The sequence below is a fragment of the Cupriavidus sp. 01T418 genome, assembly GCF_056398885.1.
Genome location: NZ_JBFTQG010000067.1, coordinates 1 through 24,065, shown reverse-complemented (window position 1 = coordinate 24,065; position 24,065 = coordinate 1). Strand labels below are relative to the sequence as shown.

The window sequence follows — 24,065 nt, the reverse complement described above, 5'->3', positions numbered from 1 at the left end:
CCTTAAGGCGATGCGAGTTTGGGTCCCGGCCGCTCTTTTTGCCTGCCGACGAGGGGGTGTCGCCCCATCCGGCGCGCCTTTTTTGCCTACTTTTTTGGCAAGACAAAAAAGTAGGTCGCCGCCCCGCAGGGGTGGTGAAACTGCCTTTGACTTTGACTCTAGGCATTAGGCTTTAGGCTTTAGACTTTAGGCTTTTGAAGTCAGGCAGTTGACTTCGCAGTCACGATGCCAGCGCTCAGCGCAACGCATACGCCACCGCCGTACCAGCAAACACACAAGCACCCAACCAGTTGTTATGCCGGAACGCGGCAAAACACCGCATGCGATCCCGCTCCCGAATCAGCGTGTAGTGATACCCCGCGCATCCCGCTGCCGCGATCAACCCAAGCCAGTACGGCCAGCCCAGGCCAAACTGCGCCCCGGCCCAGGCCATCAGCCCAAGAAACACCGCATAGCAAATCATGATGGCCGCCACATCGAAGCGCCCGAACGTGATGGCCGAAGTCTTCATGCCCAGCAGCAAGTCGTCGTCGCGATCCACCATGGCATACGCCGTGTCGTAGGCCACCGCCCAGAACACATTGGCCAGCAGCATCACCCACGCCACCGCAGGCACATGGTCCTGCACCGCAGCGAACGACATCGGGATGCCGAAACCGAAGGCGATGCCAAGATAGGCCTGCGGGATGGCAAAGAAGCGTTTGAAGAAGGGATAGGTGCCGGCAAGGATCACTGCCACCACCGCCAGCCCCTTCGTGAGCCCGTTGAGCGGGATGATCAGCAAATAGGCCAGCAGGGTCAGCACCACCGCCACCGCCACCGCTTCCCACGCCTTGATCTTGCCCGCCGTCAGCGGCCGCTCCCTGGTCCGCTTCACATGCTTGTCGAAGTCGCGGTCCGCCCAGTCGTTCATCGCGCAACCGGCCGACCGCATCAGGAAGGTACCGACGAAAAAGATCCAGAACAGGAACCACGCCGGCGGCCCCCCCGTGGCCATCCACAATGCCCACAGCGTGGGCCACAGCAACAACAGCGTGCCGATGGGCTTGTCGATGCGCACCAGGCGCGCGTACAGGGCTAAGCGTTCAAACATGGCGGGGGCCCGCGTACCGCGTACGGGGGCAAGGCAAGGGCAACAAAACGAAAACGCGCCGCAGCCCCATGAGGCACGGCGCGCGGGGCCGGCAGCAGATTCAGCGCCGGCGGCGTCGATTCAGGCCATCAGGCCAGCATCGAGCGCAGCATCCACGCGGTCTTCTCGTGCGTCTGCATGCGTTGGGTCAGCAGGTCGGCGGACGGTTCGTCGCCGGCGGCATCGATCACCGGGAACAGCGAGCGCGCGGTGCGCACCACGGCTTCCTGGCCTTCGACCAGCTTGCGGATCATCTCGGTGGCTTCGGGCACGCCGTCTTCTTCGGCGATCGACGACAGGCGGGCATATTCCTTGTAGGTGCCCGGTGCCGGGTAGCCCAGCGCGCGGATGCGCTCGGCGATCGAATCCACCGCCAGCGCCAGCTCGGTGTATTGCGTCTCGAACATCAGATGCAGCGTATTGAACATCGGACCCGTGACGTTCCAGTGGAAGTTGTGGGTCTTGAGATAGAGCGTGTAGGTATCTGCCAGCAACTTGGACAGGCCTTCCGCGATCTTCTTGCGCTCTTTATCGGAAATGCCGATGTTGACGCTCATCTCATTCTTCTTTGCCATGATAGGTACGCTCCAATCTGGGGGGCTACGGTGATTGCCGCGCCTGGCGACGCGGCACAACCCGCACATTATGGCATCACCCGGTAAAGCCAGACAAACCCCTGGCCGCGTCCAGGAACATCGCGATCGCGCCCAAGGCAATCACCGCCAGCCCGATCTCCGTGCGCCACAGCTTGCGCTGCAGGCGCGCCGCGTCGTCGCGGCGGGTGCTGTCGTGCGCGCCGTTGCGTAATTGTTGCAGCTCGCTTGCGAACATCCTGAACATGGCCATGCTGGTTCTCCTTGACTGGCTTTCACCGCGACCCCCGCTGGGGGCCGCCCGGTCCGCCCTGCTGACTTACTTCAGGTCGAGGGCGCGCTTGACGCCTTCGCCATAAGCCGGATCGGCCTTGGTGAAGTGCTCCAGTTGCACCCGCACGATTTCCTCCGGCACCCCCTGCATGGCCGCCGCGATGTTCGAGAACAGGCGCTGGCGCTGGCCTTCGTCGAACAGGCGGAACAGCGCGCCCGGCTGGCTGTAGTAGTCCGCGTCCACGCGGTGATCCCAACGGTCGGCGGCACCGTCCACGGCCAGCGGCGGCTCGGCGGCGCGCCCGCTGGCTGCGAAAGCACCCTCGCGATTCGGCTCGTAGTTGATCTTGCCGCCCTGGTTACCGTCCACGCGCATCGCGCCGTCGCGATGATAGGTATTGTGGAACGGGCACTTGGGCGCGTTCACCGGAATCTGGCTGTGGTTCACGCCCAGCCGGTAGCGCTGCGTGTCGCCGTATGAGAACAGACGGCCCTGCAGCATCTTGTCAGGTGAGAAGCCGATGCCCGGCACGATGTTGGACGGGTTCATCGCCACCTGCTCCACTTCGGCGAAGTAGTTGTCGGGGTTGCGGTTGAGCTCCAGCACGCCGACGTCGATTAGCGGATAGTCCTTGTGCGGCCACACCTTGGTGAGGTCGAACGGGTTGATGTGGTATTTGGCCGCATCGGCCTCGGGCATGATCTGCACGCGCACGTTCCAGCGTGGGAAATTGCCCTTTTCGATGTTCTCGAACAGGTCGCGCTGCGCGCTTTCGCGGTCGCCCGCCACCACCCTGGCCGCTTCCTCGTTGGTCCAGTTGGCGATGCCCTGCTGCGACTTGAAATGGAACTTCACCCAGGAGCGCTCGTTCGCGGCATTGATGAACGAGAACGTGTGCGAGCCGAAGCCGTGGATCTGGCGATAGTTCTGCGGCAGGCCGCGGTCGCTCATCAGGATGGTGACCTGGTGCAGCGATTCGGGATGGCGCGACCAGAAGTCCCACACCGCGATGGGGTCGCGCAGGTTGCTGCGCGGGTTGCGTTTCTGCGTGTGGATGAAATCGGGGAATTTCAGCGGATCGCGCACGAAGAACACCGGCGTATTGTTGCCGACCACATCCCAGTTGCCCTCGTCCGTGTAGAACTTGATCGAGAAGCCGCGCACGTCGCGCTCGGCATCGGCGGCGCCGCGCTCGCCCGCCACGGTGGAAAAGCGCATGAAGGTCGGCGTCTGCTTGCCAACGCTGCCGAAGACCGACGCCTTGGTGAAGCGCGTGACGTCGTGGGTGACCGTAAAGGTGCCGTGGGCGCCCGAGCCCTTGGCGTGCACGCGCCGCTCGGGAATGACTTCGCGATCGAAGTGGGCGAGCTTTTCCAGGAACCACACGTCCTGAAGCAGCATCGGGCCGCGCGGGCCGGCGGTCAGCGAGTTCTGGTTGTCGGCGACCGGCGCGCCGGCGGCGGTGGTGAGGGTGTCCTTTTCCTTGCGCATCTTGACCTCTCTTCGTGGGGGTGAATCGGGGAATCTGGCTGGGGCTGGCGTTGAGAACCGCCGGGTAATCTCAGTACACCGTGGCGTAACTGGCAAGACAGTCGGCCACGCAGCTTGCCAGTGCGCCGAGGATTTCGCCTGGGGAAATAGCGCCTATAACGCCGGGATCCGTGCTTTTCATGTACGACTCCTTGTGGGAAACCGCGCAGTGCGTCGATGCAGGAAGTGTACTGGCAGGCTATTGGATTAGAAATTCAATTATTTCTAACTATGAAATAGGCCATGCCTATTACCCTGCACATGCGCCAGCATGGCAGACGAGGAAGACAGAGGAAGACAGAGTGAAGCGAGAAAAATCGACGGCGGGGGATGACGAAGGGAGTGCAGCGAGGCTGCCGGCACCGCGTGCCGGCATGCGGGGAGAACTCAGGCAGCCTCGGCCAGTTCCTTGGCGGCCAGCATGCTGACCCCGGCGAGATCGCAGGCAGCGACTGCACGGCACAGCGCTTCCATGGCAGGCAAGCGGGTAAAACTCTTGCGCCAGGCCAGCACCACGCGCCGGTCGGGCACCGGGTCGGTGAAGGGCACGTAGGCCAGCAGGTCGTTCTTGCTGGACTTGAGATCCGCCACCGAGGTACGTGGCAGCACAGTGATTCCAACGCCACTTGCCACCATATGGCGGATGGTTTCCAGCGAGGAGCCCTCGAAGGTCTTCTGGATCCCGTCGGCTGCCTGGGAGAAGCGCGACAGCTCGGGGCACACGCCCAGCACCTGGTCGCGGAAGCAGTGGCCGCTGCCCAGCAGCAGCATGGTCTGCCGTTTCAGTTCGTCGGGAGCGACATGGCCGGCATGTTCCAGATTGTGGCCGCGCGGCACCGCCACCACGAAGGGCTCGTCGTACAGCGGCTGCACGGTCAGGCCGGAATCGGCAAAGGGCTCGGCCATGATGGCGCAATCGATCTCGCCCTGCTTGAGCAGTTCGATCAGCTTTACCGTGTAGTTCTCCTGCAGCATCAGCGGCATCTGCGGCACGGTCTGGATCATTTCCTTGACCAGCGCGGGCAGCAGGTAGGGCCCGATGGTGTAGATCACGCCGAGGCGCAACGGCCCGGCCAGCGGGTCCTTGCCCTGCTTGGCGATCTCGCGGATGGCCATGGTCTGCTCCAGCACGCGCTGGGCCTGCGCCACGATCTGCTCGCCGATCGGCGTCACCGAGACCTCGGAGGTGCCGCGTTCGAAGATCTGCACATTGAGTTCGTCTTCCAGCTTCTTGATAGCCACCGACAGCGTCGGCTGCGACACGAAGCAGGCTTCGGCCGCCCGGYCGAAATGGCGCTCGCGCGCCACGGCGACGATGTACTTGAGTTCGGTGAGCGTCATGACTTATCAATTTCCATTAGGCGATAGATTTTACCTTCGATTCGGGGTTCTGTCAGAGATGAAGGGCAATGCGGCGCAGGCAGTACTTGTCGCCATACGCCATGCGCAGCGTGCTGCCCTTGCCTATCCTTTCCCATCCTTGCCTCAGGCTTTCAGGAAATGCTCGCGTCCGCCGAGCCAGCGCAGCAGGTGCGCCTCAACGGCCTCCGGAAAGCGCGCCAGCATCAGTTCCGCGGCCTCCTGAGCGTAGTCGACCAGCCAGGCATCGGTATTGAGATCGGCGAAACGCAGCATCGCCTCGCCGGACTGGCGCGCGCCGAGGAACTCGCCGGGGCCCCGTATCTGCAGGTCGCGCCGGGCAATCTCGAAGCCGTCGGTGGTCTCGCGCATGGTCGCCAGGCGCTCGCGCCCGGTGGGCGACAGCGGCCCCTGGTACATCAGCAGGCAGACCGATTCCGCGCTGCCCCGCCCCACCCGGCCGCGCAACTGGTGCAGCTGCGCCAGGCCGAAGCGTTCGGCGTGCTCGATCACCATGAGCGAGGCGTTGGGCACGTCCACCCCGACCTCGATCACGGTGGTCGCCACCAGCACCTGCAGGCGGCTGGCCGTGAAGTCCTCCATCACGGTAGCCTTCTCTGCCGGCGGCAGGCGCCCGTGTACCAGGCCGACCTTCAACTCCGGCAAGGCGGCCACCAGGGTCTCGTAGGTTTCCACCGCGGTCTGCAACTGCAGCGCCTCGCTTTCCTCGATCAGCGGACAGACCCAATAGACCTGGCGGCCGTCGGCGGCGGCATGGTGCACGCGCTCGATCACCTCGTCGCGACGCGCGTCGTTGACCAGCCGTGTCACCACCGGGGTGCGCCCGGGGGGCAGCTCGTCGATCACCGAGACGTCGAGATCGGCGTAGTAGGTCATCGCCAGCGTGCGCGGGATCGGCGTGGCCGACATCATCAGCTGGTGCGGCACGGTCTCGCCGGTCTTGTCCTCAGCGGCCGCGTCGGGCTCCGCCTTGCCGCGCAGCGCCAGGCGCTGGGCCACGCCGAAGCGATGCTGCTCGTCCACCACGGACAAACCCAGGCGGGCAAACTTGACGCTGTCCTGGATCAGCGCGTGGGTGCCGATGACCAGCCTGGCCTCGCCGGACTCGACCTGCGCCGCGGCCTCGCGCTTGGCGCGCGCCTTCAGGCTGCCGGCCAGCCACACCACCTTCACGCCGAGCGGCTCCAGCCACGCGGAGAGCTTGCGGTAGTGCTGCTCGGCCAGGATTTCAGTGGGCGCCATCAGCGCGGCCTGGTAGCCGGCATCGATGGCCTGGCAGGCCGCCAGCGCAGCCACGATGGTCTTGCCGCTGCCCACGTCGCCCTGCAGCAGGCGGTGCATCGGGTGCGGCGCGCCCATATCCCTGGCGATCTCTTCCACCACGCGCTGCTGGGCGCCGGTCAGCTTGAACGGCAGTGCCGCCAGGAAAGCCGTCAGCCGGCCGCCGGCGTGGCGCGGCATGGGCGGCGCGCTCTTGTCGCGCCGCGCCGCCTGGGAACGCTTGAGCGAGAGTTGCTGCGCCAGCAGTTCGTCGAACTTGATGCGCTGCCAGGCCGGATGCGAGCGTTCAATCAACGCAGTTTCGTCGACGTCCTGCGGCGGCGAGTGCAGAAGGCGCAGGCAATCCGGCAGGGGCTGCAGCTTGAGTTGCGCGAGCGGGCCTTTCAGGACGGGCAATGGCAGGGTCTCGGGCAGCGGCGTGCGCGAAAGCGCACCGCCGATGGCCTTGCGCAGGTAGGTCTGCGGGATGCCGGCGGTGCTCGGGTACACCGGCGTCAGCCGATCGGGCAAGGCCTCGCCGGGCGTCACCGGCCGCACCGTGGGATGGACCATCTCCGCGCCGAAGAAACCGCCGCGCAGCTCGCCGCGCACGCGCAGGCAGGTGCCTTCGGCCATCTGCTGGGCCTGGCTGCCGTAGAAATTGATAAAACGCAGCGTCAGCTCGCCGGTATCGTCGGCGATCTTGACCACCAGTTGGCGGCGCGGGCGCAAACTGACCTCGTTGGAGGTGACCACACCCTCGACCTGCACCGCCAGGCCCAGGCCCGCGTGGCGCATGGCATCGGCGATCGGCAGCAGCGTGGTCTCGTCCTCGTAGCGCATCGGCAGGTGCAGCACCATGTCGACATCGCGCTTGAGGCCGAGCTTGTGCAGCCGCGCCATCGCCGAGGACGGCTTGCCGGCGGTGCCCTTGGCGGCCCCCGGCGCCTTGCCCGGCCGGCCGGCCTTGTGCCCGGCGCTCGCTGCGGGCAGGCTGTCGGTGGATTCCGGGATCGGGTCGGGAGCGGTTCCTGGCATCGGGCGGCGTGGCTACGGATTCGGGTCGGTCGGGGTTGGAGGTCGAGCCTGGCGGCAAGGAAAAGGTTGGCGCAAACAGGCGAAATCATGCACGCCCGGGTGGCCGCGCCGCCCCAAGCCTTACAATATCGAATTCGCCGATTGTACCTATGCCGGCCGCGCTACCGCGCGGCCAGTGGCCGTTTTTGCCCCCATGATGCTGACGCTGTCCGATTTCGACTTTGCCCTCCCGCCCGAACTGATCGCCCAGACCGCCTTGCCGGAGCGCGGCGCAAGCCGGCTGCTGGTGGTGGATACGGACGCGCAGGACGGCACCACCCGCCTGGCTGACCGCACCTTCGCCGCTATCGTCGACTACCTGCGCCCGAACGACCTGCTGGTATTCAACGACACGCGCGTCATCAAGGCGCGCTTCTTCGGCCACAAGGGCAGCGGCGGCAAGGTCGAGGTGCTGGTGGAACGGGTGCTGGACAGCCACAACGTGCTGGCCCAGGTGCGTGCCTCCAAGACGCCGCCAGAGGGCAGCAAGCTGCACCTGGCAGATGCCTTCGACGTCACCGTGGGCCCGCGCATGGACCAGTTCTTCACGCTGACCTTCCCCGAGCCGGCGCTGGACCTGATCGAGCGCCACGGCCGCCTGCCGCTGCCGCCCTACATCACCCACGACCCGGACGCTTTCGATGAAACCCGTTATCAGACCGTCTACGCCCGTGCCCCCGGCGCAGTGGCGGCCCCCACGGCGGGCCTGCATTTCGACGAGGCGCTGTTCGCCCGGCTCGATGCGCTGGGCGTGCGGCGCGGCTTCCTGACGCTGCACGTGGGTGCCGGCACCTTCCAGCCAGTGCGTACCGAAAACCTGGCCGAGCACAAGATGCACGCCGAGTGGTATGAGGTGTCCGAGGCACTGGCGCAAGCCGTGCGCGACGCGCGCGCCGCCGGCGGCCGCGTGATCGCGGTCGGCACCACCTCGCTGCGCGCGCTGGAGTCTGCCGGCGCCGCCGACGGCACGCTGGCCGCCGGCCGTGGCGACACCGATATCTTCATCACGCCCGGCTACCGGTTCCGCGTGGTCGATGCCCTCGTCACCAATTTCCACCTGCCCAAGTCGACCCTGCTGATGCTGGTGTCGGCGCTGGCCGGAGTGGAGCCCATCCGCGCCGCCTACCGCCATGCGGTGGCCGAGCGCTACCGCTTCTTCAGCTACGGCGATGCCATGCTGCTGACGCGCCAGCCCCAGCCCTGAGCGCGCCGCGCCAGCTCCGTACCGACTGCCCGAACCCGATTCCAGCCATGCTCAATTTCGAACTGCTCACCACCGACGGCAACGCCCGCCGCGGCCGCGTCACCCTGAACCACGGCGTGGTCGAGACCCCGATCTTCATGCCGGTCGGCACCTACGGCTCGGTCAAGGCGATGTCGCCGCTCGAACTGAACGAGATCAACGCGCAGATCATCCTGGGCAATACCTTCCACCTGTGGCTGCGCCCCGGGCTGGAAGTGGTGGAGGCGCACGGCGGCCTGCACCGCTTCATGGGCTGGGACAAGCCGATCCTCACCGATTCCGGCGGTTTCCAGGTGTTTTCGCTGGGCGCGCTGCGCAAGATCACCGAGGACGGCGTCACCTTCGCCTCGCCGGTCAACGGCGACAAGCTGTTCCTGTCGCCCGAGATCTCGATGCAGATCCAGCGCACGCTGAACTCCGACATCGTGATGCAGTTCGACGAGTGCACGCCGTACGAGATCGAAGGCCGGCCCGCCACCCATGCGGAAGCGGCAACCTCGATGCGCATGAGCCTGCGCTGGGCCAAGCGCTCGCTCGACGAATTCGACCGGCTGGCCAACCCCAACGCGCTGTTCGGCATTGTCCAGGGCGGCATGTTCGAAGACCTGCGCGACGAGTCGCTGGCCGGGCTGTCGGAACTGGATTTCCATGGCTATGCGATCGGCGGGCTGTCGGTGGGCGAGCCCAAGGAAGACATGATGCGCGTGCTGGAGCACGTGGCGCCGCGCCTGCCCGCCAACAAGCCGCACTACCTGATGGGCGTGGGCACGCCGGAAGACCTGGTGGCCGGCGTGGCCGCCGGCGTCGACATGTTCGACTGCGTGATGCCGACCCGCAATGCCCGCAACGGCTGGCTGTTCACCCGCTTTGGCGACATCAAGATCAAGAATGCCGTGCACCGCAACGACACGCGGCCGCTGGACGAGAGCTGCGGCTGCTATACCTGCCGCAACTTCTCGCGGGCCTACCTGCACCACCTGCACCGGGTGGGAGAGATCCTGGGCGCGCGCCTTAACACCATCCACAACCTGCATTACTATCTGCAACTGATGGCCGAGATGCGCGAAGCCATCGAGCAACACCGCTTCGAGGCCTTCCGCCTGCAGTTCGCCGCCGACCGGGCGCGCGGGGCACAACGCGGGCCACAATAGTTCCGGACCGGGGCGCTGGGGTGAACTTTCTGCCGCGCGCCGGTCGAATACCGGGACCCGGTTGCCGCAAGCGGCGCCCAAGGCGCTCCCAACAAACCCGCAGACCGCTGCATTTGCCCCTGTCCGGCGTGCAGTGCGGTTACAAGCGGGTGGTAGAATGATCGATTAACTGACTGACTTTGTGACGGAGAAGCAACGTGCTGATTTCTAACGCATTTGCCCAGACTGCCGGTATCACCGGCGGCGCGGCGGGTGGCCTGATGAGTTTCCTGCCCATCATTCTGATGTTCGCGGTGCTGTGGTTCATCATGATCCGCCCGCAGATGAAGCGCCAGAAAGAAGCGAAGGCAATGATGGAAGCCCTGGCCAAGAACGACGAAGTCGTCACCGCCGGCGGCATCCTGGGCCGCGTCACCAAGGTTAGCGAGCAATACGTGACCCTCGAAATCGCCACCGGCACCGAGATCACGGTGCAAAAGAGCGCGGTGACCACGGTGCTGCCGAAGGGCTCGCTGAAGTCGCTGTGAGCATCGCAATAGCGGGAGGACCATTGCCGTACACTGGCGCTTACCGACCTTCTCCCGCTCGTTAGCCTGCTTTTTCGCCCTTCCCGGCACGCCTTTAGCGCGCGTGCCCCCGCAGCCGCCTGATCCAGCCCGGGTTATCCGTGGATGCCAGGCGGCTGTTTGCCAACCGGTGCGGTGGTGCCGACCCTCCCGCTGACGGTAACGTCGGCCCCGCCAACCGAAGAACGACTGGCCAAAGATGAATCGTTATCCGCTTTGGAAATACCTCGTGATCCTGGTGGCGCTGGCCATCGGCATCACCTACACGCTGCCGAATTTCTTCGGCGAGGCGCCTGCCGTGCAGGTCTCCTCCGCCAAGGCCACGGTCAGGGTCGACCTGGCCATGCAGAAGCAGATCGAGCAGATCCTGGCGCAGAACAGCCTGCAGCCCGACGGCATGTTCTTCGACCTGAACGGCCAGTCCGGCTCGGTCAAGGCCCGTTTCCGCACGCCCGACGAGCAGCTCAAGGCCAAGGACGTCCTGACCCGCGCGCTCAATCCCGATCCCAATGACGCCACCTACGTGGTCGCGCTCAACCTGCTGTCGGGTTCGCCGCGCTGGCTCACCGCCATGCACGCGCTGCCGATGTACCTGGGGCTGGACCTGCGCGGCGGCGTGCACTTCCTGCTGCAGGTGGACATGAAGGGCGCGGTCGACAAGAAGCTCGACAGCCTGGCCGGCGACGCCCGCACGCTGCTGCGCGACAAGGGCATCCGCCACGGCGGCATCGACCGCGACGGCGAGCGCCTGACGGTGCGTTTCAATAACGCCGACGACGCCGAGAAGGCACGTGCCCTCCTGGCCGACAACCTGCGCGAACTGGCGTTCAGCCCGGACGGCAACAACATCACCGGCGTGTTCATCGACGCTGCCCGCAAGGCAGTGCAGGATGCGGCGGTCAAGCAGAACATCACCACCCTGCACAACCGGGTCAACGAACTCGGCGTGGCCGAGCCGGTGATCCAGCAGCAAGGCGCCGACCGCATCGTGGTGCAGCTGCCGGGCGTGCAGGATACCGCCAAGGCCAAGGACATCATTGGCCGCACCGCCACGCTCGAGGCCCGCCTGGCGGACCCCGACGCGCCGCGCAACCCGCGCCCGGGCGATCCGATCCCCTTCGGCAGCGAACTGTTCACGCAAGGCAACGGCGCCCCGGTGGTGCTCAAGAAGCAGGTCATCTTCACCGGCGACCGTATTGAAAGCGCCGCGGCCGGCTTCGACCACAACCAGCGTCCTTCGGTCAACATCAAGCTCGACGCCCAGGGCGGCCGCGTGCTGCGCGACGTCTCGCGCGAGAACATCGGCAAGCCGATGGGCATCGTGCTGTTCGAGAAGGGCAAGGGCGAAGTGCTGACGGTCGCGACCATCCAGTCCGAACTCGGCTCCAGCTTCCAGATCACCGGCTCCTACTCCACCGAAGCCGCCAACGACCTGGCCCTGCTGCTGCGCGCCGGCTCGCTGGCCGCGCCGATGGAAATCATCGAGGAACGCACCATCGGGCCGTCGCTGGGCGCGGACAACATCAAGAAGGGCTTTGACTCCGTGGCCTACGGCTTCGGCGCCATTGCGGTCTTCATGATGCTGTACTACATGCTGTTCGGCGTGTTCTCGGTGGCCGCGCTGGCCATCAACCTGTTGCTGCTGGTGGCGGTGCTGTCGATGCTGCAGGCCACGCTGACGCTGCCCGGCATTGCCGCTATCGCGCTGGTGCTCGGCATGGCCATCGACGCCAACGTGCTGATCAACGAACGTATCCGCGAGGAACTGCGCGGGGGCGCCTCGCCGCAGATGGCGATCGCCGTCGGCTTCGACCGCGCCTGGGCCACCATCCTGGACTCCAACGTGACCACGCTGATCGCCGGCCTGGCGCTGCTGGCCTTCGGCTCCGGCCCGGTACGCGGCTTCGCCGTGGTGCACTGCCTGGGCATCATGACCTCGATGTTCTCGGCAGTGTTCTTCAACCGCGGCCTGGTCAACCTCTGGTACGGCCGCAAGAAGAAGCTGCAGAGCGTGGCGATCGGCCAGATCTGGAAGCCGGGCTCCGACAGCCAGGGCACCATCGCCAAGTAAGCATCATGGCTGCCGCGCGCCGGGCGCGCGGCAGCCAACCAGCATAGATCTGCAGTACAAAACAGCAGCACGGCTGCTGTATTAAACAGGATTCAACATGGAATTCTTCCGCATCCGGCGCGACATTCCGTTCATGAAGCGCGCGTTGATCTTCAACGTGATTTCCTTCCTGACGTTTGCCGCCGCCGTATTCTTCCTCGCGCACAAGGGCCTGCACCTGTCGATCGAGTTCACCGGCGGCACGGTGATGGAGGTCAACTACCAGCAGCCGGCCGATCTCGAGCACATCCGCGGCCAGGTCGGCAAGCTCGGCTACAACGACGTGCAGGTGCAGAACTTCGGCACCTCGCGCGACGTGATGATCCGCCTGCCGCTGCAAAAAGGCCCGGATGGCAAGCCCGTCACCTCGGCACAGCAGAGCGAGCAGGTGATGGGCGCGCTGCAGGCCGCTGCGCCTGGCGCCAAGCTCCAGCGCGTCGAGTTCGTCGGCCCGCAGGTGGGCAAGGAACTGGCCACCGACGGCCTGCTGGCGCTGCTGTGCGTGGTGGCCGGCATCGTGATCTACCTGTCTTTCCGCTTCGAGTGGAAGTTCGCGGTCGCCGGCATCATCGCCAACCTGCACGACGTGGTGATCATCCTGGGCTTCTTCGCCTTCTTCCAGTGGGAATTCTCGCTGTCGGTGCTGGCGGCAATCCTGGCGGTGCTGGGCTACTCGGTCAACGAATCGGTGGTGATCTTCGACCGGATCCGCGAGAACTTCCGCAAGTACCGCAAGATGACCACCCACGAGATCATCGACAACGCGATCACCAGCACCATCTCGCGGACCATCATCACCCACGGCTCGACCCAGATGATGGTGCTGTCGATGTTTTTCTTCGGCGGCCCCACCCTGCACTACTTCGCACTGGCGCTGACCGTCGGCATTTTGTTCGGCATCTACTCCTCCGTGTTCGTTGCAGCGGCGCTGGCCATGTGGCTGGGCGTCAAGCGCGAGGACCTGGTCAAGGGTGAAAAGAAGCCGGGCGACGCCGACCGCGACGACCCGAACTACGGCGCGCAGGCCTGACGGCCAGCCTCGTTTCGGGCAATAAAAATGGGCACCTCCGGGTGCCCATTTTTGTTTGCCGCGCCTGCCCGCATCGACCCGGGCGGCGCATGCCGGCCGCGCTTCAGAACTGCTCGATCCACACCGCCAGGCGATCCGCGGCAAACTCGCCCGTGCGCTCGGCGGCGCGGTAGACGATCGAGTCGCCCTCGCGCACGGCCTTCAGCGCCCCGCCGGCTTCATCCAGCCACAACAACCCGGCCAACCAGGCGGCGTGCTGCGCGGACACCTCCTTGTCCACCGGCTCGCCCAGGTACTCGGTCAGCACGGCCCCGCTGGTCAATACCAGAGCATCGCCATCCCGGCGCACCGCATCCGCCGTGCCGGCTTCGGCCAGCGTCGCGGCCAGCGCCGCCACCGCATCGCCCGCGCCGCGCCCGGCGAGTTGCGTACGCAGGGCCGCGAGCCTTGCCGCCACCGCGTAGCCGAAGCAGCCGCTGCGCCGGCCTTCCGCTGCCACCAGGTCGGCGTAGTCCATCAGCAGCCAGTCCGGCTCGGGATTCTGCACGCCGGCCAGCGCGGCCGAGGCCAGGTAGGTCTCCACCGGCTGGAAGCGCTCCGGCCCGATCAGGCTGGCCGACAGCGCGCGGACCAGGCCGATGCGCGCGGCGATGGTCTGGCGTTGCAGCACACTCAGCTTCTCGCGCAGCAACTGGTCGCGCTCCTTGCGCAAGCCTGCCAGCTCCAGCGCTTGCTTGAGTTCCATGCGCAGCGCGGTAATGTCCCACGGCTTCTTGATATAGCGGTGGATCTGGCCTTCGTTGACCGCGGCGACGGTGTGTTCAATCTCCGAGTAGGCGGTCGTCAGGATCCGCACGATATGCGGATAGCGCTCGCGCGCGTAGCGCAGCAGTTCGTTGCCGTACTCGCCCGGCATGCGCTGGTCGGAGACCAGGACCGCCAGGCTGTCGGCGTGCGCGTCCAGCAGCGCCTTGCCCTCTTCCACCGAGCCGCCGGTCACGACCGGCGCCAGGGCCCCGATGGCGCGCTGGAAATACTTGACGGCCGTCGCCTCGTCATCGACGAACAGAATCGCCGGTGATGGTGCCTGCGTGGCATTCGGTTCGTTCATCGATTACTCCTATGCATTCGACTCTTGGTATTTGGGAAATCCAGCGTTACGGAGGTGCCTGCCCCGGACGTCGACTCGATCCGGATGCCGCCACCGAACGACTGCATCACACGGTTGCAAAAAATCATGCCCAGCCCGTTGCCGCCGGTACTCGCGTGGGTGGTGACCGGATCCACCAGAAGGCGCCCCATCACTTCCGGCGGGATGCCCGGGCCGTTGTCGCAAATGCGGATCGCGGCCTCGGGCTCGGCCGCCACCACGAAGCGCAGCGACGGCGCGCCGACGCCATCGAGCGCCCGCAGCGAATTGGACAGCAGCGACGACAAGACCAGCGCCACGCAATTGGGCAGCGTGCGCACGGCAAAATCGGCTTGCATCTCGACCTGCACCCATTCGCGCTGCGGCCCGGCGAACGGGTAAGTGTCGAGCAGCGCGGCAATCAGCCCACCGGCAGTCACTTCCCGGCTGGCATTGGCTTGCGTGCTCGGCCGCCCGCCGCTGCTGCGCACCGACTGCAGGAAGGACGAGATCACGGCCAGGCAATACTGCGCGTTGTCGTGCATCGACGCCGCCGCCTGGCCAATCTCGCCCTGGCGCTGCGGATTGTATTCCGCCGCGATCCGGCTTTCGATACCGCGGGCATAATTTGCGATTGCCGCCAGCGGTGTGTTCAGTTCATGGGCGAGAAAGGCCAGCGTCTCGTCGATCGCCATCAGGCGCTGGTGGCGCACCGAACGCTCGCGATAGCGTTCCGCCGCCAGCCGCAGCGCCTCGCGCACCTGGCCCAGTTCGATGGGTTTCTCCAGGATGCGGAACACCTCGCCGGTGTTGACCGTCTGCAACAGCATGTCCTTGTCCGCGTAGGCGGTCACCAGGATGCGCACGATCTGCGGGTACTCGAGCGCCACTTGGCGCAGCAAGTCACCGCCGTTGCGGCCTGGCATGCGGAAATCCGTCACCAGCACGGCGACGCGCGCGCTTTCCCGGCGCAGGATGGCGATCGCCTCATCGGCGCCGCTGGCCACCAGCGCCTCGTACTCCGTGCCAACCGCACGGGCGAAGTACTTGCATGCCATCTCCTCGTCATCGACGTAGAGGACGGTCAGCTTTGGTTGCCTGGCATCGCTCATGGCGTTTCTCAGTCGGCTCGCGGCAGGTCGAAGCTGAACGAGGCCCACTGGCCCAGTTCGCTTTCAGCAAACAGCACGCCACCATGGCGCTCGACCACCGCGTAGCTGATCGACAGGCCCAGGCCCAGGCCCTGCCCAACTTCGCGCGTGGTGAAGAACGGCTCGAACACGCGCGCCAGGTGCTCGGACGCAATGCCCGGCCCGTTGTCCCTCACCGACACGTGCAGCCGGCGCTCGACCCATTTCACCGTGGTATGGATCGCCGGGCTCTGCGTGCCGGCCTTGCGCATGGCCAGCGCGGCGTTGGAGAACAGGTTGATCAGCACGCCGATCACCGCCGCCTCATCGCCCAGCACCAGCGTATCGGTGGGCAACTCGCGCGTGACGGCAACCCCGCGCAACTCGTGCGCGGTCAGCCGGATCGACGAATCGAGCGCCTTCTCGAACAGGAAGGGCGTGCCTTCGGCTTCTGCGCCGGGCTTGCGATAGGCAAAGGTCTTCAGGTCCGAGACGATATGCTGGATGCGTTGCATGCCCTGCTTGGCATCGACCAGGCACTCCTGCAGCATCGGTTCATCCTTGGCCACCGGCTCCTCCAGCGCAACCTCGATCGCCATCAGGCAGAAGTTGACCGGGTTGTTGACCTCGTGCAGCAGGCCCGCGGCCAGCGTACCGATGGCAGCCATTTTCTCCTGCTGCAGCATCTGGCCCTTGATATCGACCAGCTTGCGGTTGATGACTTCGAGCTCTGCGTTCTTTTCCGCCACTTCGGCCTTCAGGCGGAACAGCATGAAGCGCGCGCGCTCGTTGAAGAAGGTATAGACCGCGCTGGCCGCCGCGGCAAACAGCAGGAACAGCGAATTGACGATAAAGGTGCCGGCCGGCTCGATGCCGCCCGAATGCAGCAGGCAGGCAAGCAGGTAGAACAGGTAGGAGAGTATCCCGAACACCAGGTTCTGCCACAAACCGAACGGCAGCGCGATGCCGGAGGCGAAGATGGCGAGGTTCAGCCCCACGTAATACGGCGACTCGACGCCATCGGTATTCCAGATCATCCACGAGATCATGATCTGCGGCAGCAGCAACCAGGACAAGGTCAGCCACGGCGCAAAGCGGCGTCCCGCGGCGCTGTACAACAGCATGACGATGCCCGCGATCAGCAGCGACACCAGCACGCGCGCCACCGCGAACGGCGCCTGCAGCTGCGGGTACTGGCCATAGTCCAGCCCCACGCCGAGCAGCACCAGCACGATGGCGGTATAGGCGCCGCCGCGGCTGAAGGCCAGGCGGAAATCCGCCAGCTCGGTCTGGTATCCCGCGTAAAGTTGATTGGTGCTCATGACTGGGCCGGCAACTGGTGTTTCAGGGAAGGGTCGCTTCCGCGAACACATTGACTCCGGTCTGGTCGACATAGAGCTTGTGGTCGCGGGATCGTTCGGGCAGCAGCATACTCATCCTGGCCTCGTCGCGATAGATCAGGTACCACTCCAGCAAGTGCTCCATGCCGAACTTTTCCGGATTGGCCGAATGGACATTGGTCACCAGTAACTGGCCGCCAGGCCGCGTACGCGCGGCAAAATAGCTCAGCAGCCGGGAACACACCTTATCCGACAGGTAATCGAACAGACCCGCGCAATACACTGCGTCGAATTCGCGCAGCGAGATGTCGTCCGGCGCAATCTTGCGCTTGAGCAGCTCGTGCACCGACTGATGCACCATCTCCACCGACACCTTGTGCCCTGCCGAGGCGGCCGATTTCTCGATGGAGGACTTGGTATAGGCCAGGGTCTCCTCGCTGAAGTCGACCAGTTGGAACGACAGCAGCTCGGGCTGCGGATACTCCCGCACGAAGCGCTGGATCTCGAAGGCCGGGCCGCAACCGACATTGAGTATGCGGAAGGGCCTGCCCGCCGCGCGGGCCGCGTCCGCCTGGCGCGACAGGAAATCGATCAGCAGGTGGATCCGGTTGCGGTGGGCGGTCGCCACCGCCGCCTTGAGGAAGGCCGTGTTGACAATTTGGAAGTAGGTGGTCGGGCCCTGCTGCGGATCGCTCAGGATCTGGTTGACCATCTCGTAGTCGCCGGCATAGCCCAGCGGCTTGGTGAAGGTGCGATAGACAAAGGGCGCGCGCAGCAGCAGCGGATGCAGGGCCGATTGCGCATAGGTACGGTGCACGGGCGCGATCTCGGCATCCACCTGTTCGGCCTCGCCTTCCAGCCGCTCCAGGTAGGACTTGGTCTTATGCATGATCGGCGTGGCGAGCTCGTAGAACACGTCCTCACGCAACCGTCCCTCGGTCTTGGGCAGGTTCTCGGTCAGGTCGACCTGCTCGACCCAGCGCGACACTTCCGAGAGAAACGCGCGCATTTCATTGACCGCGATCTGGTAATCGCGCCGGATATTGAAGCGCGCGTCCCAGTCGTTGATGAACAGTTCCGCCTCGCGCCGGACCGATTTGGGCTCGTTGGGCAGGTCGCTCAACTCGCGCCATTCGTCGATCAGGGTGAGCGATACCACCGCAGTGAGGCCGGTGTTGACCAGGCTCATCACCACTGCCTTGCCCAGGTAGGCGTTCTTGGTCCCCATGCGCACACTCAGCTCGCTCAGCACTTCGCTGACCTGGACGATCGAGTATGGGTTATAGATCTCCATCACCAGAGACTTTCTCTGGAGATTGATAATTGTGCCCCGCACCTGCTCGCCCTGCGAGTTGCGGAAACTGACCACCGGATCGATTTGCGTTTGGGAGTACACGGTATTGCGCCAGAGAAATCCGAGAAACGCTGCCGGCCGCCCAGTTCAACAGTACGGCATTGACTGGCCGGGTACAGCTCGTGGGGCGATGGATCGCTACGCTAGACCAGTATCAGGGGGTACTGCTGGGATACATGTCGGTAATCGGTTGCGGGCATGGGCGTCGTTGCCTGATGGCAGGCACGCACGCGGCTACACCCTGGTAACGGTGATTGAGACTGTGGCTATGGCTACGGCTGAGTGAGACTGTAACTGATTCCTGCCAACTAAAGCCTGGCAACTGAATCCTGGCGGATCATTGTACTGTGGCCGCCAGGTGCGGACAACACAACCTGCGCGAAGCCCGCGCAAGCCTGCTCGCCACGCCAAAAACAAAGAAAAAGGCCGGGATTGCACCCGGCCCACCCAGCCCTTTTCCTTGTCGCGCACATGCGCGAGGTCCCGGGGCCAACCCGGAACCTCGCGATGCCTCTGTCGCTCGCCTTAGTCGGCCTTCACGCCCTCGACCTGGATCGCCAGCTTGACCTCGGGCTTGAAGCCCATCTTCACGCCATAGTCGATACCGAAATCGGCACGGCTGAAACTGCCCACGGCATCGGCGCCGCAGGCTTCGCGCTTGAGCACCGGATGCTGGATGCACTTGAAGTCACGGATCTCCAGCTTGACCGGCTTGGTCACGCCGTGCAGGGTCAGCAGGCCGTCCACTTCGGTCGGCACGTCGCCATTGAACTTGGAGAACTTGCCCTTGTAGGTGGCTTCCGGGAAGGCTTCCACGTTGAACATCTCGGGACCCTTGACGTGCTGGTTCAGCTTGGTATTGCCGAAGTCGATCGAGGCGGGGTCGATCTTGATGTCGACGGCGCCGGTCTTGGCAGCGCGATCCAGCGTCACCACGCCGCTCGACTTCTCGAACTTGCCGCGCCAGGTCGACAGGCCGCCAAGGTGGTCGGCCTCGAAGCTCGGGTAGGTGTGGGTGGGATCGAGGTTGTAGGTCACGGTGTTGGCCGATGCGACGCCAACGGCGGCGCTGGCGGACAGGGCCGCGACAGCGGCGAGGATAGTACGCAATTTCATAAAAGCTCCCGGCAAAAAGTTGGGGATGAACAGCAAAGGTGCGGCAAGGAAGACGCGCTGCGCGCTTACTTCTTGGCCACGGTCACGATACGGAATTTGATCTGGACATCGTCGGCGACCACGGAAGTGTCTTTCCACTCGCCATCGCCGATGTTGTACACGGTGCGCTTGATCGGCAGCACGCCTTCGAACACCTGGCCGCCGGCGTCCTGGCGATAGCTCGCCGGAATCACCACGTCCTGGGTCTTGCCCTTGATGGTGAGCTTGCCCGTCACCTCATATTTGCCGGCTGCGGCGGCCTTGATGCTGGTCGACTGGAACACCGCCCTGGGGTACTTGGCCGCGTCGAACCAGTCGTGCCCCTTGACCTCCTTGGTGGTCTCGGCGTCGCCGATCTCGAAGCTGGACACGTCGATATCGACCTTGGCCGTGGACGTGGCCAGATTGGCGGGATCGAACGCTACCGCGGCATCGAATTTCTTGAACTTGCCTTCCATCGGCACGCCGATCTGGCGGGCCGTCGCGGTGACCGAGCTCTTGGCAGCGTCGACCTGGGCCCAGGCGTAATTCGCTGCGATGCCGGCGGTGGCCAGCGTGGCCGCCATCAGGAGCGCGCTCGGGCGGGGAATGCGTTTCATCAAAAACTCCTGTCGCCAGGAGGGCCAGGTGGCCCTCGGTCAAAGATCAGTCAGGGTGGATGGGAGGGCGGAATCCGGTTCCGCCTTACTTGAGGAACGGCAGCATGCGCGCCAGCGTACCGTCGCGCTCGATGAACTGGTGCTTGAGCGCAGCGGCCGCGTGGACCACGACGATCACGGCCATCAGGTAGTTCAGCCAGACGTGAACGAGCTTGAGGATTTCCTTGAGCTCGTCGTTTTTCTCGATCAGCGCGGGCAGCGGCCAGATGCCGAGGTAGACCACGGGAACGCCGGACGCCAGGCTGTACAGGTAGCCCGTAATCGGCACCACCACGATCAGCACGTAGAGCAGCACGTGGGCCACATGGGCCGCCTTGGCCTGCCAGGCCGGGGTGCCGGCAGCCGGCGCCGGAGCCCGGTGGGTGGCACGCCACAGCAAGCGCAGGACGGCGAAGGCAAACACCGTCACGCCGATCCACTTGTGCCAGGAAAACAGTTTGAGCTTGAGCATCGACAGGCCCGGGATGCTGGTCATGTACAGGCCCAGCCCGAAGGCGGCGAAGATCAGCAAGGCAATGATCCAGTGCAGGCCGATCGCGGTCGCGCCGTAGGCGGACGCCGACGACGGGCTGCTAGCCGAGCCGGCGTGGACATTGGCTTTAGCTTGGGAATGCATGGACGAAGACCCCTGCCCGGTTCGGGCGTTTCATCAACTTTGACTGAAGGCAAAAAGGCATGCCCATTGAATTTCCACATTATTACGCCCCCGGTGTGCTGGGGAGGAGTCTGAAATTCATGGAATCATTCAAACGATTTGAAGTGACATTTCGCCGCATCCAGTACACAGCGCTTGCGAGCCCCGGCTGGGCATGCTTGCAGGCAAACCGCGCGGCCAACAAAAAGCCACCCCTCAGGATGGCTCAGATTGGTGACAAAGTCGAATCTGCCTTGGCGAACTCCGCCCTCCCGCAGGCCGCCGGGGAGGGGCTGTGGGAGAGGGAGTCAACACCGTCGGCATTCCAAACGGCTTTGGCGCGCCGGGAAAATTACACGCGTTCGGCGAGGCTCACCGCGCGGCCGATATAACTGGCCGGGGTCATTTCCAGCAGCAGCTTCCTGGCGTCGTCCGGGATCGCCAGGCCACCGATGAAGGTTTGCAGCGCTTCACGCGAGATGCCCTTGCCGCGCGTCAGTTCCTTGAGCTGCTCGTAGGGGTTGGGCACGCCGAAGCGGCGCATCACGGTCTGGACCGGCTCGGCCAGTACTTCCCAGCAGTTGTCGAGGTCTTCGTCCAGGCGCTCGGGGTTGGTTTCCAGCTTGCCCAGGCCGCGCAGGCAGGCCTCATAGGCCAGCAGGCTGTAGCCAAAGGCCACGCCCATGTTGCGCAGTACGGTGGAATCGGTCAGGTCGCGCTGCCAGCGCGACAGCGGCAGCTTTTCGGACAGGTGGCGCAGCACCGCGTTGGCCAGGCCCAGGTTGCCTTCGGAGTTCTCGAAGTCGATCGGGTTGACCTTGTGCGGCATGGTCGACGAGCCGATTTCGCCAGCCTTGGTGCGCTGCTTGAAGTAGCCCAGCGAGATATAGCCCCAGACGTCGCGGTTCAGGTCCAGCAGGATGGTGTTGGCGCGGGCGATGGCGTCGAACAGTTCGGCCATGTAGTCGTGCGGCTCGATCTGGATGGTGTACGGGTTGAAGGTCAGGCCCAGGCGCGTCTCGATCACTTGCCTGGAGAAAGCCTCCCAGTCGAAGGCCGGGTACGCCGACAGGTGGGCGTTGTAGTTGCCCACCGCGCCGTTCATCTTGCCCAGCAGTTCCACGCGCTGGATGCGCTCGATGGCACGCGCCAGGCGCGCCGCCACATTGGCCATTTCCTTGCCCAGCGTGGTCGGGCTGGCCGGCTGGCCGTGGGTGCGCGAGAGCATCGGCTGGCGCGCATTGGCGTGGGCCAGTTCCACCAGCCGGGCCTGCACGCGCTGCAGCGCCGGCAGGATCACGCCGTCGCGGGCGCCCTTGAGCATCATGCCGTGCGAGGTATTGTTGATGTCTTCCGAGGTGCAGGCGAAATGGATGAACTCGCTCGCGGCTTCCAGTTCGGCGTTGCCCTTGACCTGCTCCTTGAGCCAGTACTCCACGGCCTTCACGTCGTGGTTGGTGACCGCCTCGATCTCCTTGATGCGCGACGCGTGGGCTTCGGTGAAGTTGTCCACCAGGGCCAGCAGCGCAGCCTCGGAAGCCGGCGAGAACTTGGGCATGTCGGGCAGGCCGGCTTGCGCCAGCGCGATCAGCCAGTGCACTTCGACCTTGACGCGGTTGCGCATGAAGGCGGCTTCCGAGAGCCACTCGCGCAGCGCATCGGCCTTGGAGGCGTAGCGACCATCGATGGGAGACAGGGCGGTGAGCGGAGAAAGCGAGGAAGAAGACATGCTGGGAGACCGGAGGGATAGGGGAAGTGGTTACGCAAGCGTGGCCGGGCAGGCAAATTGCGCGGGCACGCGGCCTGACGCCACCCCTGGCGAGCCGAAGCGGTCAGCAGCAGGACCGTAACGGATCAAAAGAGATGGAAAGGCACCGAAACGATAGCAAAATATCGAAACGGCTCAAAATGAGACCAATCAGGCGCACATGCCGATTGGCAGCGCGGCGCAAAGCGGGCATTTTACCATCGTGACCGCCCCTCTGTGGATGCCTTCTCGGCCCCGGCCGCCCCGCGTATCGGCACCACGACACCACGGCGGCGGCGCGAGCGCATCCCCGTCGAGGCACGGGTATACTCGCGCTCGCCAATCCGCTAGCCTGTTATGAAGTGCATCGGGCATGCCGGCCGGACGCCGCAGCGCGCAGCCGCCGTGCCACGGAGCGCCGATGCACTTCATAACAAGCTCGAGGGGAGTCCATGAAGCTGTATGCATCACAAACCAGCCCTTACGCGCGCAAGGTACGCGTGGTGATGGCGGAAAAGAAGATCGACTACCAGATGGTCGAGGTGGATGTGTGGTCGCCCGACACCACCATCGGTCAGTTCAACCCGCTTGGCAAGGTACCGTGCCTGGTCATGGAAGACGGCGGCGCGATCTTCGATTCGCGCGTGATCGTCGAGTACGTCGACACCCTGACGCCGGTTAGCCGGATGATCCCGCAAGGCGCCCGCGAACGCATCGAGGTCCGCTGCTGGGAGGCGCTCGCCGACGGCCTGCTCGACGCGGCCCTGCTGGCGCGCCTGGAACACACCCAGCGCGAGCCGGAGCAGCGCAGCGAGCGCTGGGTCACGCGCCAGCTCGGCAAGATCGACGCGGCACTGGCCGCCATCGCCGACGGCCTGGCCGACCGGCCCTGGTGTTCGGACAACCATTACTCGCTGGCGGACGTGGCCGTGGGCTGTGCCCTGTCCTATCTCGACTTCCGCTTCCCGGAGATCCCCTGGCGCGAACGCCACCCACGCCTCGCCGCGTACCAGGACAAGCTCGGCAAGCGGCAGTCCTTTATCGATACCGATCCGCCGCGCGGCTGAGCCGTTCCGGCGCGATGGTGAAAAAACCGGCCATCAAGCCCAGGCGGTTGCTTAAAGTCTTGATGTAGTCCTCAAAGGCCATCCCTGCTAATGCAGCGGTGGTCTTTCTCATTGGCAAGATTTCTTGCCAATGAGTGCGCGAGTGGCAAAGCCAGGCAGCCTGGAAAGCCAGTCGAACAAGTTCCTGAAAGCGAARGATGAACCTTCGACGTARTTTCAGGCACTCAGGAGAATGTTTCTCCACCGGCGCCTACCTCATGTTTTCGGTCTCCCGTCAGTTGAACGCCCTCGCGGCGGACTCGCCCCCTGCGGAAGCGGCGCAGGCTTCAGGCACCACGTGCACAGGGACTCCTCTCCAGGTCGATGCGGTGACCCGCAACGCAGCAGCCGCGGCACTGCGGAGCATGGTCTTTCTCGATGACTTGATGCGGGACATCGCGCTGTGGCTGATCCCCACGCACCCCGACTGGCCGCCGGGCGTCCAGATTCAGCTGCATGTCGACG

General features: G+C 64.9%; 22 protein-coding genes. 7 read left to right on the top strand and 15 right to left on the bottom strand.

The features are described from left to right. Window positions 1-235: 235 nt before the first annotated feature. The 6 genes from ubiA to recG all read right to left on the bottom strand — a co-directional run bounded on the left by ubiA (window position 236) and on the right by recG (window position 7,207). Window positions 236-1,093, bottom strand: coding sequence for a 4-hydroxybenzoate octaprenyltransferase (gene ubiA / locus AC1DQ3_RS34080; RefSeq protein WP_477124511.1), 858 nt, complete (start codon window positions 1,091-1,093; stop codon window positions 236-238). Between the two features lie 128 nt (window positions 1,094-1,221). Beyond that, window positions 1,222-1,707, bottom strand: a complete 486-nt coding sequence (locus AC1DQ3_RS34075) for a Dps family protein (protein WP_477124510.1) — start codon at window positions 1,705-1,707, stop codon at window positions 1,222-1,224. 76 nt (window positions 1,708-1,783) lie between these two features. After that, a complete protein-coding gene (locus AC1DQ3_RS34070; protein WP_477124509.1) occupies window positions 1,784-1,978 on the bottom strand; it encodes a hypothetical protein in 195 nt (64 codons plus the stop codon). Between the two features lie 66 nt (window positions 1,979-2,044). Continuing rightward, complete coding sequence (locus tag AC1DQ3_RS34065) at window positions 2,045-3,490, bottom strand: catalase (protein WP_477124508.1); 1,446 nt, start codon at window positions 3,488-3,490, stop codon at window positions 2,045-2,047. A 426-nt stretch (window positions 3,491-3,916) separates the two neighbouring features. Continuing rightward, window positions 3,917-4,870 (bottom strand): LysR substrate-binding domain-containing protein, encoded by a 954-nt coding sequence (locus AC1DQ3_RS34060; RefSeq protein ID WP_477124507.1) that lies wholly within the window; start codon window positions 4,868-4,870, stop codon window positions 3,917-3,919. Between the two features lie 144 nt (window positions 4,871-5,014). Beyond that, on the bottom strand, window positions 5,015-7,207 hold the full coding sequence (gene recG, locus AC1DQ3_RS34055) for an ATP-dependent DNA helicase RecG (RefSeq protein WP_477124506.1): 2,193 nt from the start codon (window positions 7,205-7,207) through the stop codon (window positions 5,015-5,017). Window positions 7,208-7,403: 196 nt separating this feature from the next. Between recG and queA the strand changes: the two genes are divergently transcribed. From queA to secF, 5 genes are all read left to right on the top strand, one after another. Beyond that, window positions 7,404-8,450 carry a tRNA preQ1(34) S-adenosylmethionine ribosyltransferase-isomerase QueA gene (gene queA, locus AC1DQ3_RS34050; RefSeq protein ID WP_477124512.1) on the top strand — a complete coding sequence of 349 codons (1,047 nt, stop codon included), beginning with the start codon at window positions 7,404-7,406 and terminating at the stop codon, window positions 8,448-8,450. Window positions 8,451-8,497: 47 nt separating this feature from the next. Then, complete coding sequence (gene tgt / locus AC1DQ3_RS34045) at window positions 8,498-9,640, top strand: tRNA guanosine(34) transglycosylase Tgt (protein ID WP_477124505.1); 1,143 nt, start codon at window positions 8,498-8,500, stop codon at window positions 9,638-9,640. 197 nt (window positions 9,641-9,837) lie between these two features. Further along, entirely contained in the window at window positions 9,838-10,167 is a 330-nt protein-coding gene (yajC, locus tag AC1DQ3_RS34040; protein WP_477124504.1) for a preprotein translocase subunit YajC, read from the top strand. 238 nt (window positions 10,168-10,405) lie between these two features. Continuing rightward, window positions 10,406-12,277 carry a protein translocase subunit SecD gene (gene secD, locus AC1DQ3_RS34035; RefSeq protein ID WP_477124503.1) on the top strand — a complete coding sequence of 624 codons (1,872 nt, stop codon included), beginning with the start codon at window positions 10,406-10,408 and terminating at the stop codon, window positions 12,275-12,277. A gap of 97 nt (window positions 12,278-12,374) precedes the next feature. Next, entirely contained in the window at window positions 12,375-13,346 is a 972-nt protein-coding gene (secF, locus tag AC1DQ3_RS34030) for a protein translocase subunit SecF (protein ID WP_477124502.1), read from the top strand. 103 nt (window positions 13,347-13,449) lie between these two features. Here secF and AC1DQ3_RS34025 read toward each other — a convergent pair whose 3' ends face one another. From AC1DQ3_RS34025 to purB, 8 genes are all read right to left on the bottom strand, one after another. Beyond that, window positions 13,450-14,457, bottom strand: a complete 1,008-nt coding sequence (locus AC1DQ3_RS34025) for a response regulator (protein WP_477124501.1) — start codon at window positions 14,455-14,457, stop codon at window positions 13,450-13,452. Beyond that, window positions 14,454-15,587: an ATP-binding protein gene (locus AC1DQ3_RS34020; RefSeq protein ID WP_477124500.1), complete on the bottom strand. Its 1,134-nt coding sequence runs from the start codon at window positions 15,585-15,587 to the stop codon at window positions 14,454-14,456. The genes AC1DQ3_RS34025 and AC1DQ3_RS34020 overlap by 4 nt, the downstream gene beginning before the upstream one ends. An 8-nt stretch (window positions 15,588-15,595) precedes the next feature. After that, window positions 15,596-16,927 carry a sensor histidine kinase gene (locus AC1DQ3_RS34015; RefSeq protein ID WP_477124499.1) on the bottom strand — a complete coding sequence of 444 codons (1,332 nt, stop codon included), beginning with the start codon at window positions 16,925-16,927 and terminating at the stop codon, window positions 15,596-15,598. A gap of 22 nt (window positions 16,928-16,949) precedes the next feature. Next, on the bottom strand, window positions 16,950-18,341 hold the full coding sequence (locus tag AC1DQ3_RS34010; protein WP_477124498.1) for a class I SAM-dependent methyltransferase: 1,392 nt from the start codon (window positions 18,339-18,341) through the stop codon (window positions 16,950-16,952). Between the two features lie 483 nt (window positions 18,342-18,824). Next, complete coding sequence (locus AC1DQ3_RS34005; RefSeq protein ID WP_477124497.1) at window positions 18,825-19,415, bottom strand: YceI family protein; 591 nt, start codon at window positions 19,413-19,415, stop codon at window positions 18,825-18,827. Window positions 19,416-19,480: 65 nt separating this feature from the next. After that, window positions 19,481-20,053 (bottom strand): YceI family protein, encoded by a 573-nt coding sequence (locus AC1DQ3_RS34000; protein WP_477124496.1) that lies wholly within the window; start codon window positions 20,051-20,053, stop codon window positions 19,481-19,483. Window positions 20,054-20,138: 85 nt separating this feature from the next. Continuing rightward, entirely contained in the window at window positions 20,139-20,729 is a 591-nt protein-coding gene (locus AC1DQ3_RS33995) for a cytochrome b (RefSeq protein WP_477124495.1), read from the bottom strand. Between the two features lie 370 nt (window positions 20,730-21,099). After that, window positions 21,100-22,476, bottom strand: coding sequence for an adenylosuccinate lyase (purB, locus tag AC1DQ3_RS33990; RefSeq protein ID WP_477124494.1), 1,377 nt, complete (start codon window positions 22,474-22,476; stop codon window positions 21,100-21,102). Between the two features lie 470 nt (window positions 22,477-22,946). Here purB and AC1DQ3_RS33985 point away from each other — a divergent pair, with 470 nt between their 5' ends. Next, window positions 22,947-23,561, top strand: a complete 615-nt coding sequence (locus AC1DQ3_RS33985; RefSeq protein ID WP_477124493.1) for a glutathione S-transferase family protein — start codon at window positions 22,947-22,949, stop codon at window positions 23,559-23,561. Here the strand turns inward: AC1DQ3_RS33985 and AC1DQ3_RS33980 are convergent. Beyond that, window positions 23,533-23,673, bottom strand: a complete 141-nt coding sequence (locus tag AC1DQ3_RS33980; RefSeq protein ID WP_477124492.1) for a hypothetical protein — start codon at window positions 23,671-23,673, stop codon at window positions 23,533-23,535. The two genes, AC1DQ3_RS33985 and AC1DQ3_RS33980, sit on opposite strands and share 29 nt — an antisense overlap. Window positions 23,674-23,818: 145 nt before the next feature. Here AC1DQ3_RS33980 and AC1DQ3_RS33975 point away from each other — a divergent pair. After that, on the top strand, window positions 23,819-24,065 hold a 247-nt coding region (locus AC1DQ3_RS33975; RefSeq protein WP_477124491.1), incomplete at its 3' end, for a hypothetical protein.

Bases quoted from the DNA above. Each gene is read 5' to 3' on its own strand.
- AC1DQ3_RS34065 (WP_477124508.1), bottom strand. From the start codon at position 3,490: ATGCGCAAGGAAAAGGACACCCTCACCACCGCCGCCGGCGCGCCGGTC.
- AC1DQ3_RS33985 (WP_477124493.1), top strand. From the start codon at position 22,947: ATGAAGCTGTATGCATCACAAACCAGCCCTTACGCGCGCAAGGTACGC.
- AC1DQ3_RS34075 (WP_477124510.1), bottom strand. From the start codon at position 1,707: ATGGCAAAGAAGAATGAGATGAGCGTCAACATCGGCATTTCCGATAAA.
- secD (WP_477124503.1), top strand. From the start codon at position 10,406: ATGAATCGTTATCCGCTTTGGAAATACCTCGTGATCCTGGTGGCGCTG.
- AC1DQ3_RS34015 (WP_477124499.1), bottom strand. From the start codon at position 16,927: ATGAGCACCAATCAACTTTACGCGGGATACCAGACCGAGCTGGCGGAT.
- tgt (WP_477124505.1), top strand. From the start codon at position 8,498: ATGCTCAATTTCGAACTGCTCACCACCGACGGCAACGCCCGCCGCGGC.
- purB (WP_477124494.1), bottom strand. From the start codon at position 22,476: ATGTCTTCTTCCTCGCTTTCTCCGCTCACCGCCCTGTCTCCCATCGAT.
- AC1DQ3_RS33995 (WP_477124495.1), bottom strand. From the start codon at position 20,729: ATGCATTCCCAAGCTAAAGCCAATGTCCACGCCGGCTCGGCTAGCAGC.
- queA (WP_477124512.1), top strand. From the start codon at position 7,404: ATGCTGACGCTGTCCGATTTCGACTTTGCCCTCCCGCCCGAACTGATC.
- AC1DQ3_RS34025 (WP_477124501.1), bottom strand. From the start codon at position 14,457: ATGAACGAACCGAATGCCACGCAGGCACCATCACCGGCGATTCTGTTC.
- secF (WP_477124502.1), top strand. From the start codon at position 12,375: ATGGAATTCTTCCGCATCCGGCGCGACATTCCGTTCATGAAGCGCGCG.
- AC1DQ3_RS33980 (WP_477124492.1), bottom strand. From the start codon at position 23,673: ATGAGAAAGACCACCGCTGCATTAGCAGGGATGGCCTTTGAGGACTAC.
- AC1DQ3_RS34000 (WP_477124496.1), bottom strand. From the start codon at position 20,053: ATGAAACGCATTCCCCGCCCGAGCGCGCTCCTGATGGCGGCCACGCTG.
- ubiA (WP_477124511.1), bottom strand. From the start codon at position 1,093: ATGTTTGAACGCTTAGCCCTGTACGCGCGCCTGGTGCGCATCGACAAG.
- AC1DQ3_RS34070 (WP_477124509.1), bottom strand. From the start codon at position 1,978: ATGGCCATGTTCAGGATGTTCGCAAGCGAGCTGCAACAATTACGCAAC.
- AC1DQ3_RS34005 (WP_477124497.1), bottom strand. From the start codon at position 19,415: ATGAAATTGCGTACTATCCTCGCCGCTGTCGCGGCCCTGTCCGCCAGC.
- AC1DQ3_RS34020 (WP_477124500.1), bottom strand. From the start codon at position 15,587: ATGAGCGATGCCAGGCAACCAAAGCTGACCGTCCTCTACGTCGATGAC.
- recG (WP_477124506.1), bottom strand. From the start codon at position 7,207: ATGCCAGGAACCGCTCCCGACCCGATCCCGGAATCCACCGACAGCCTG.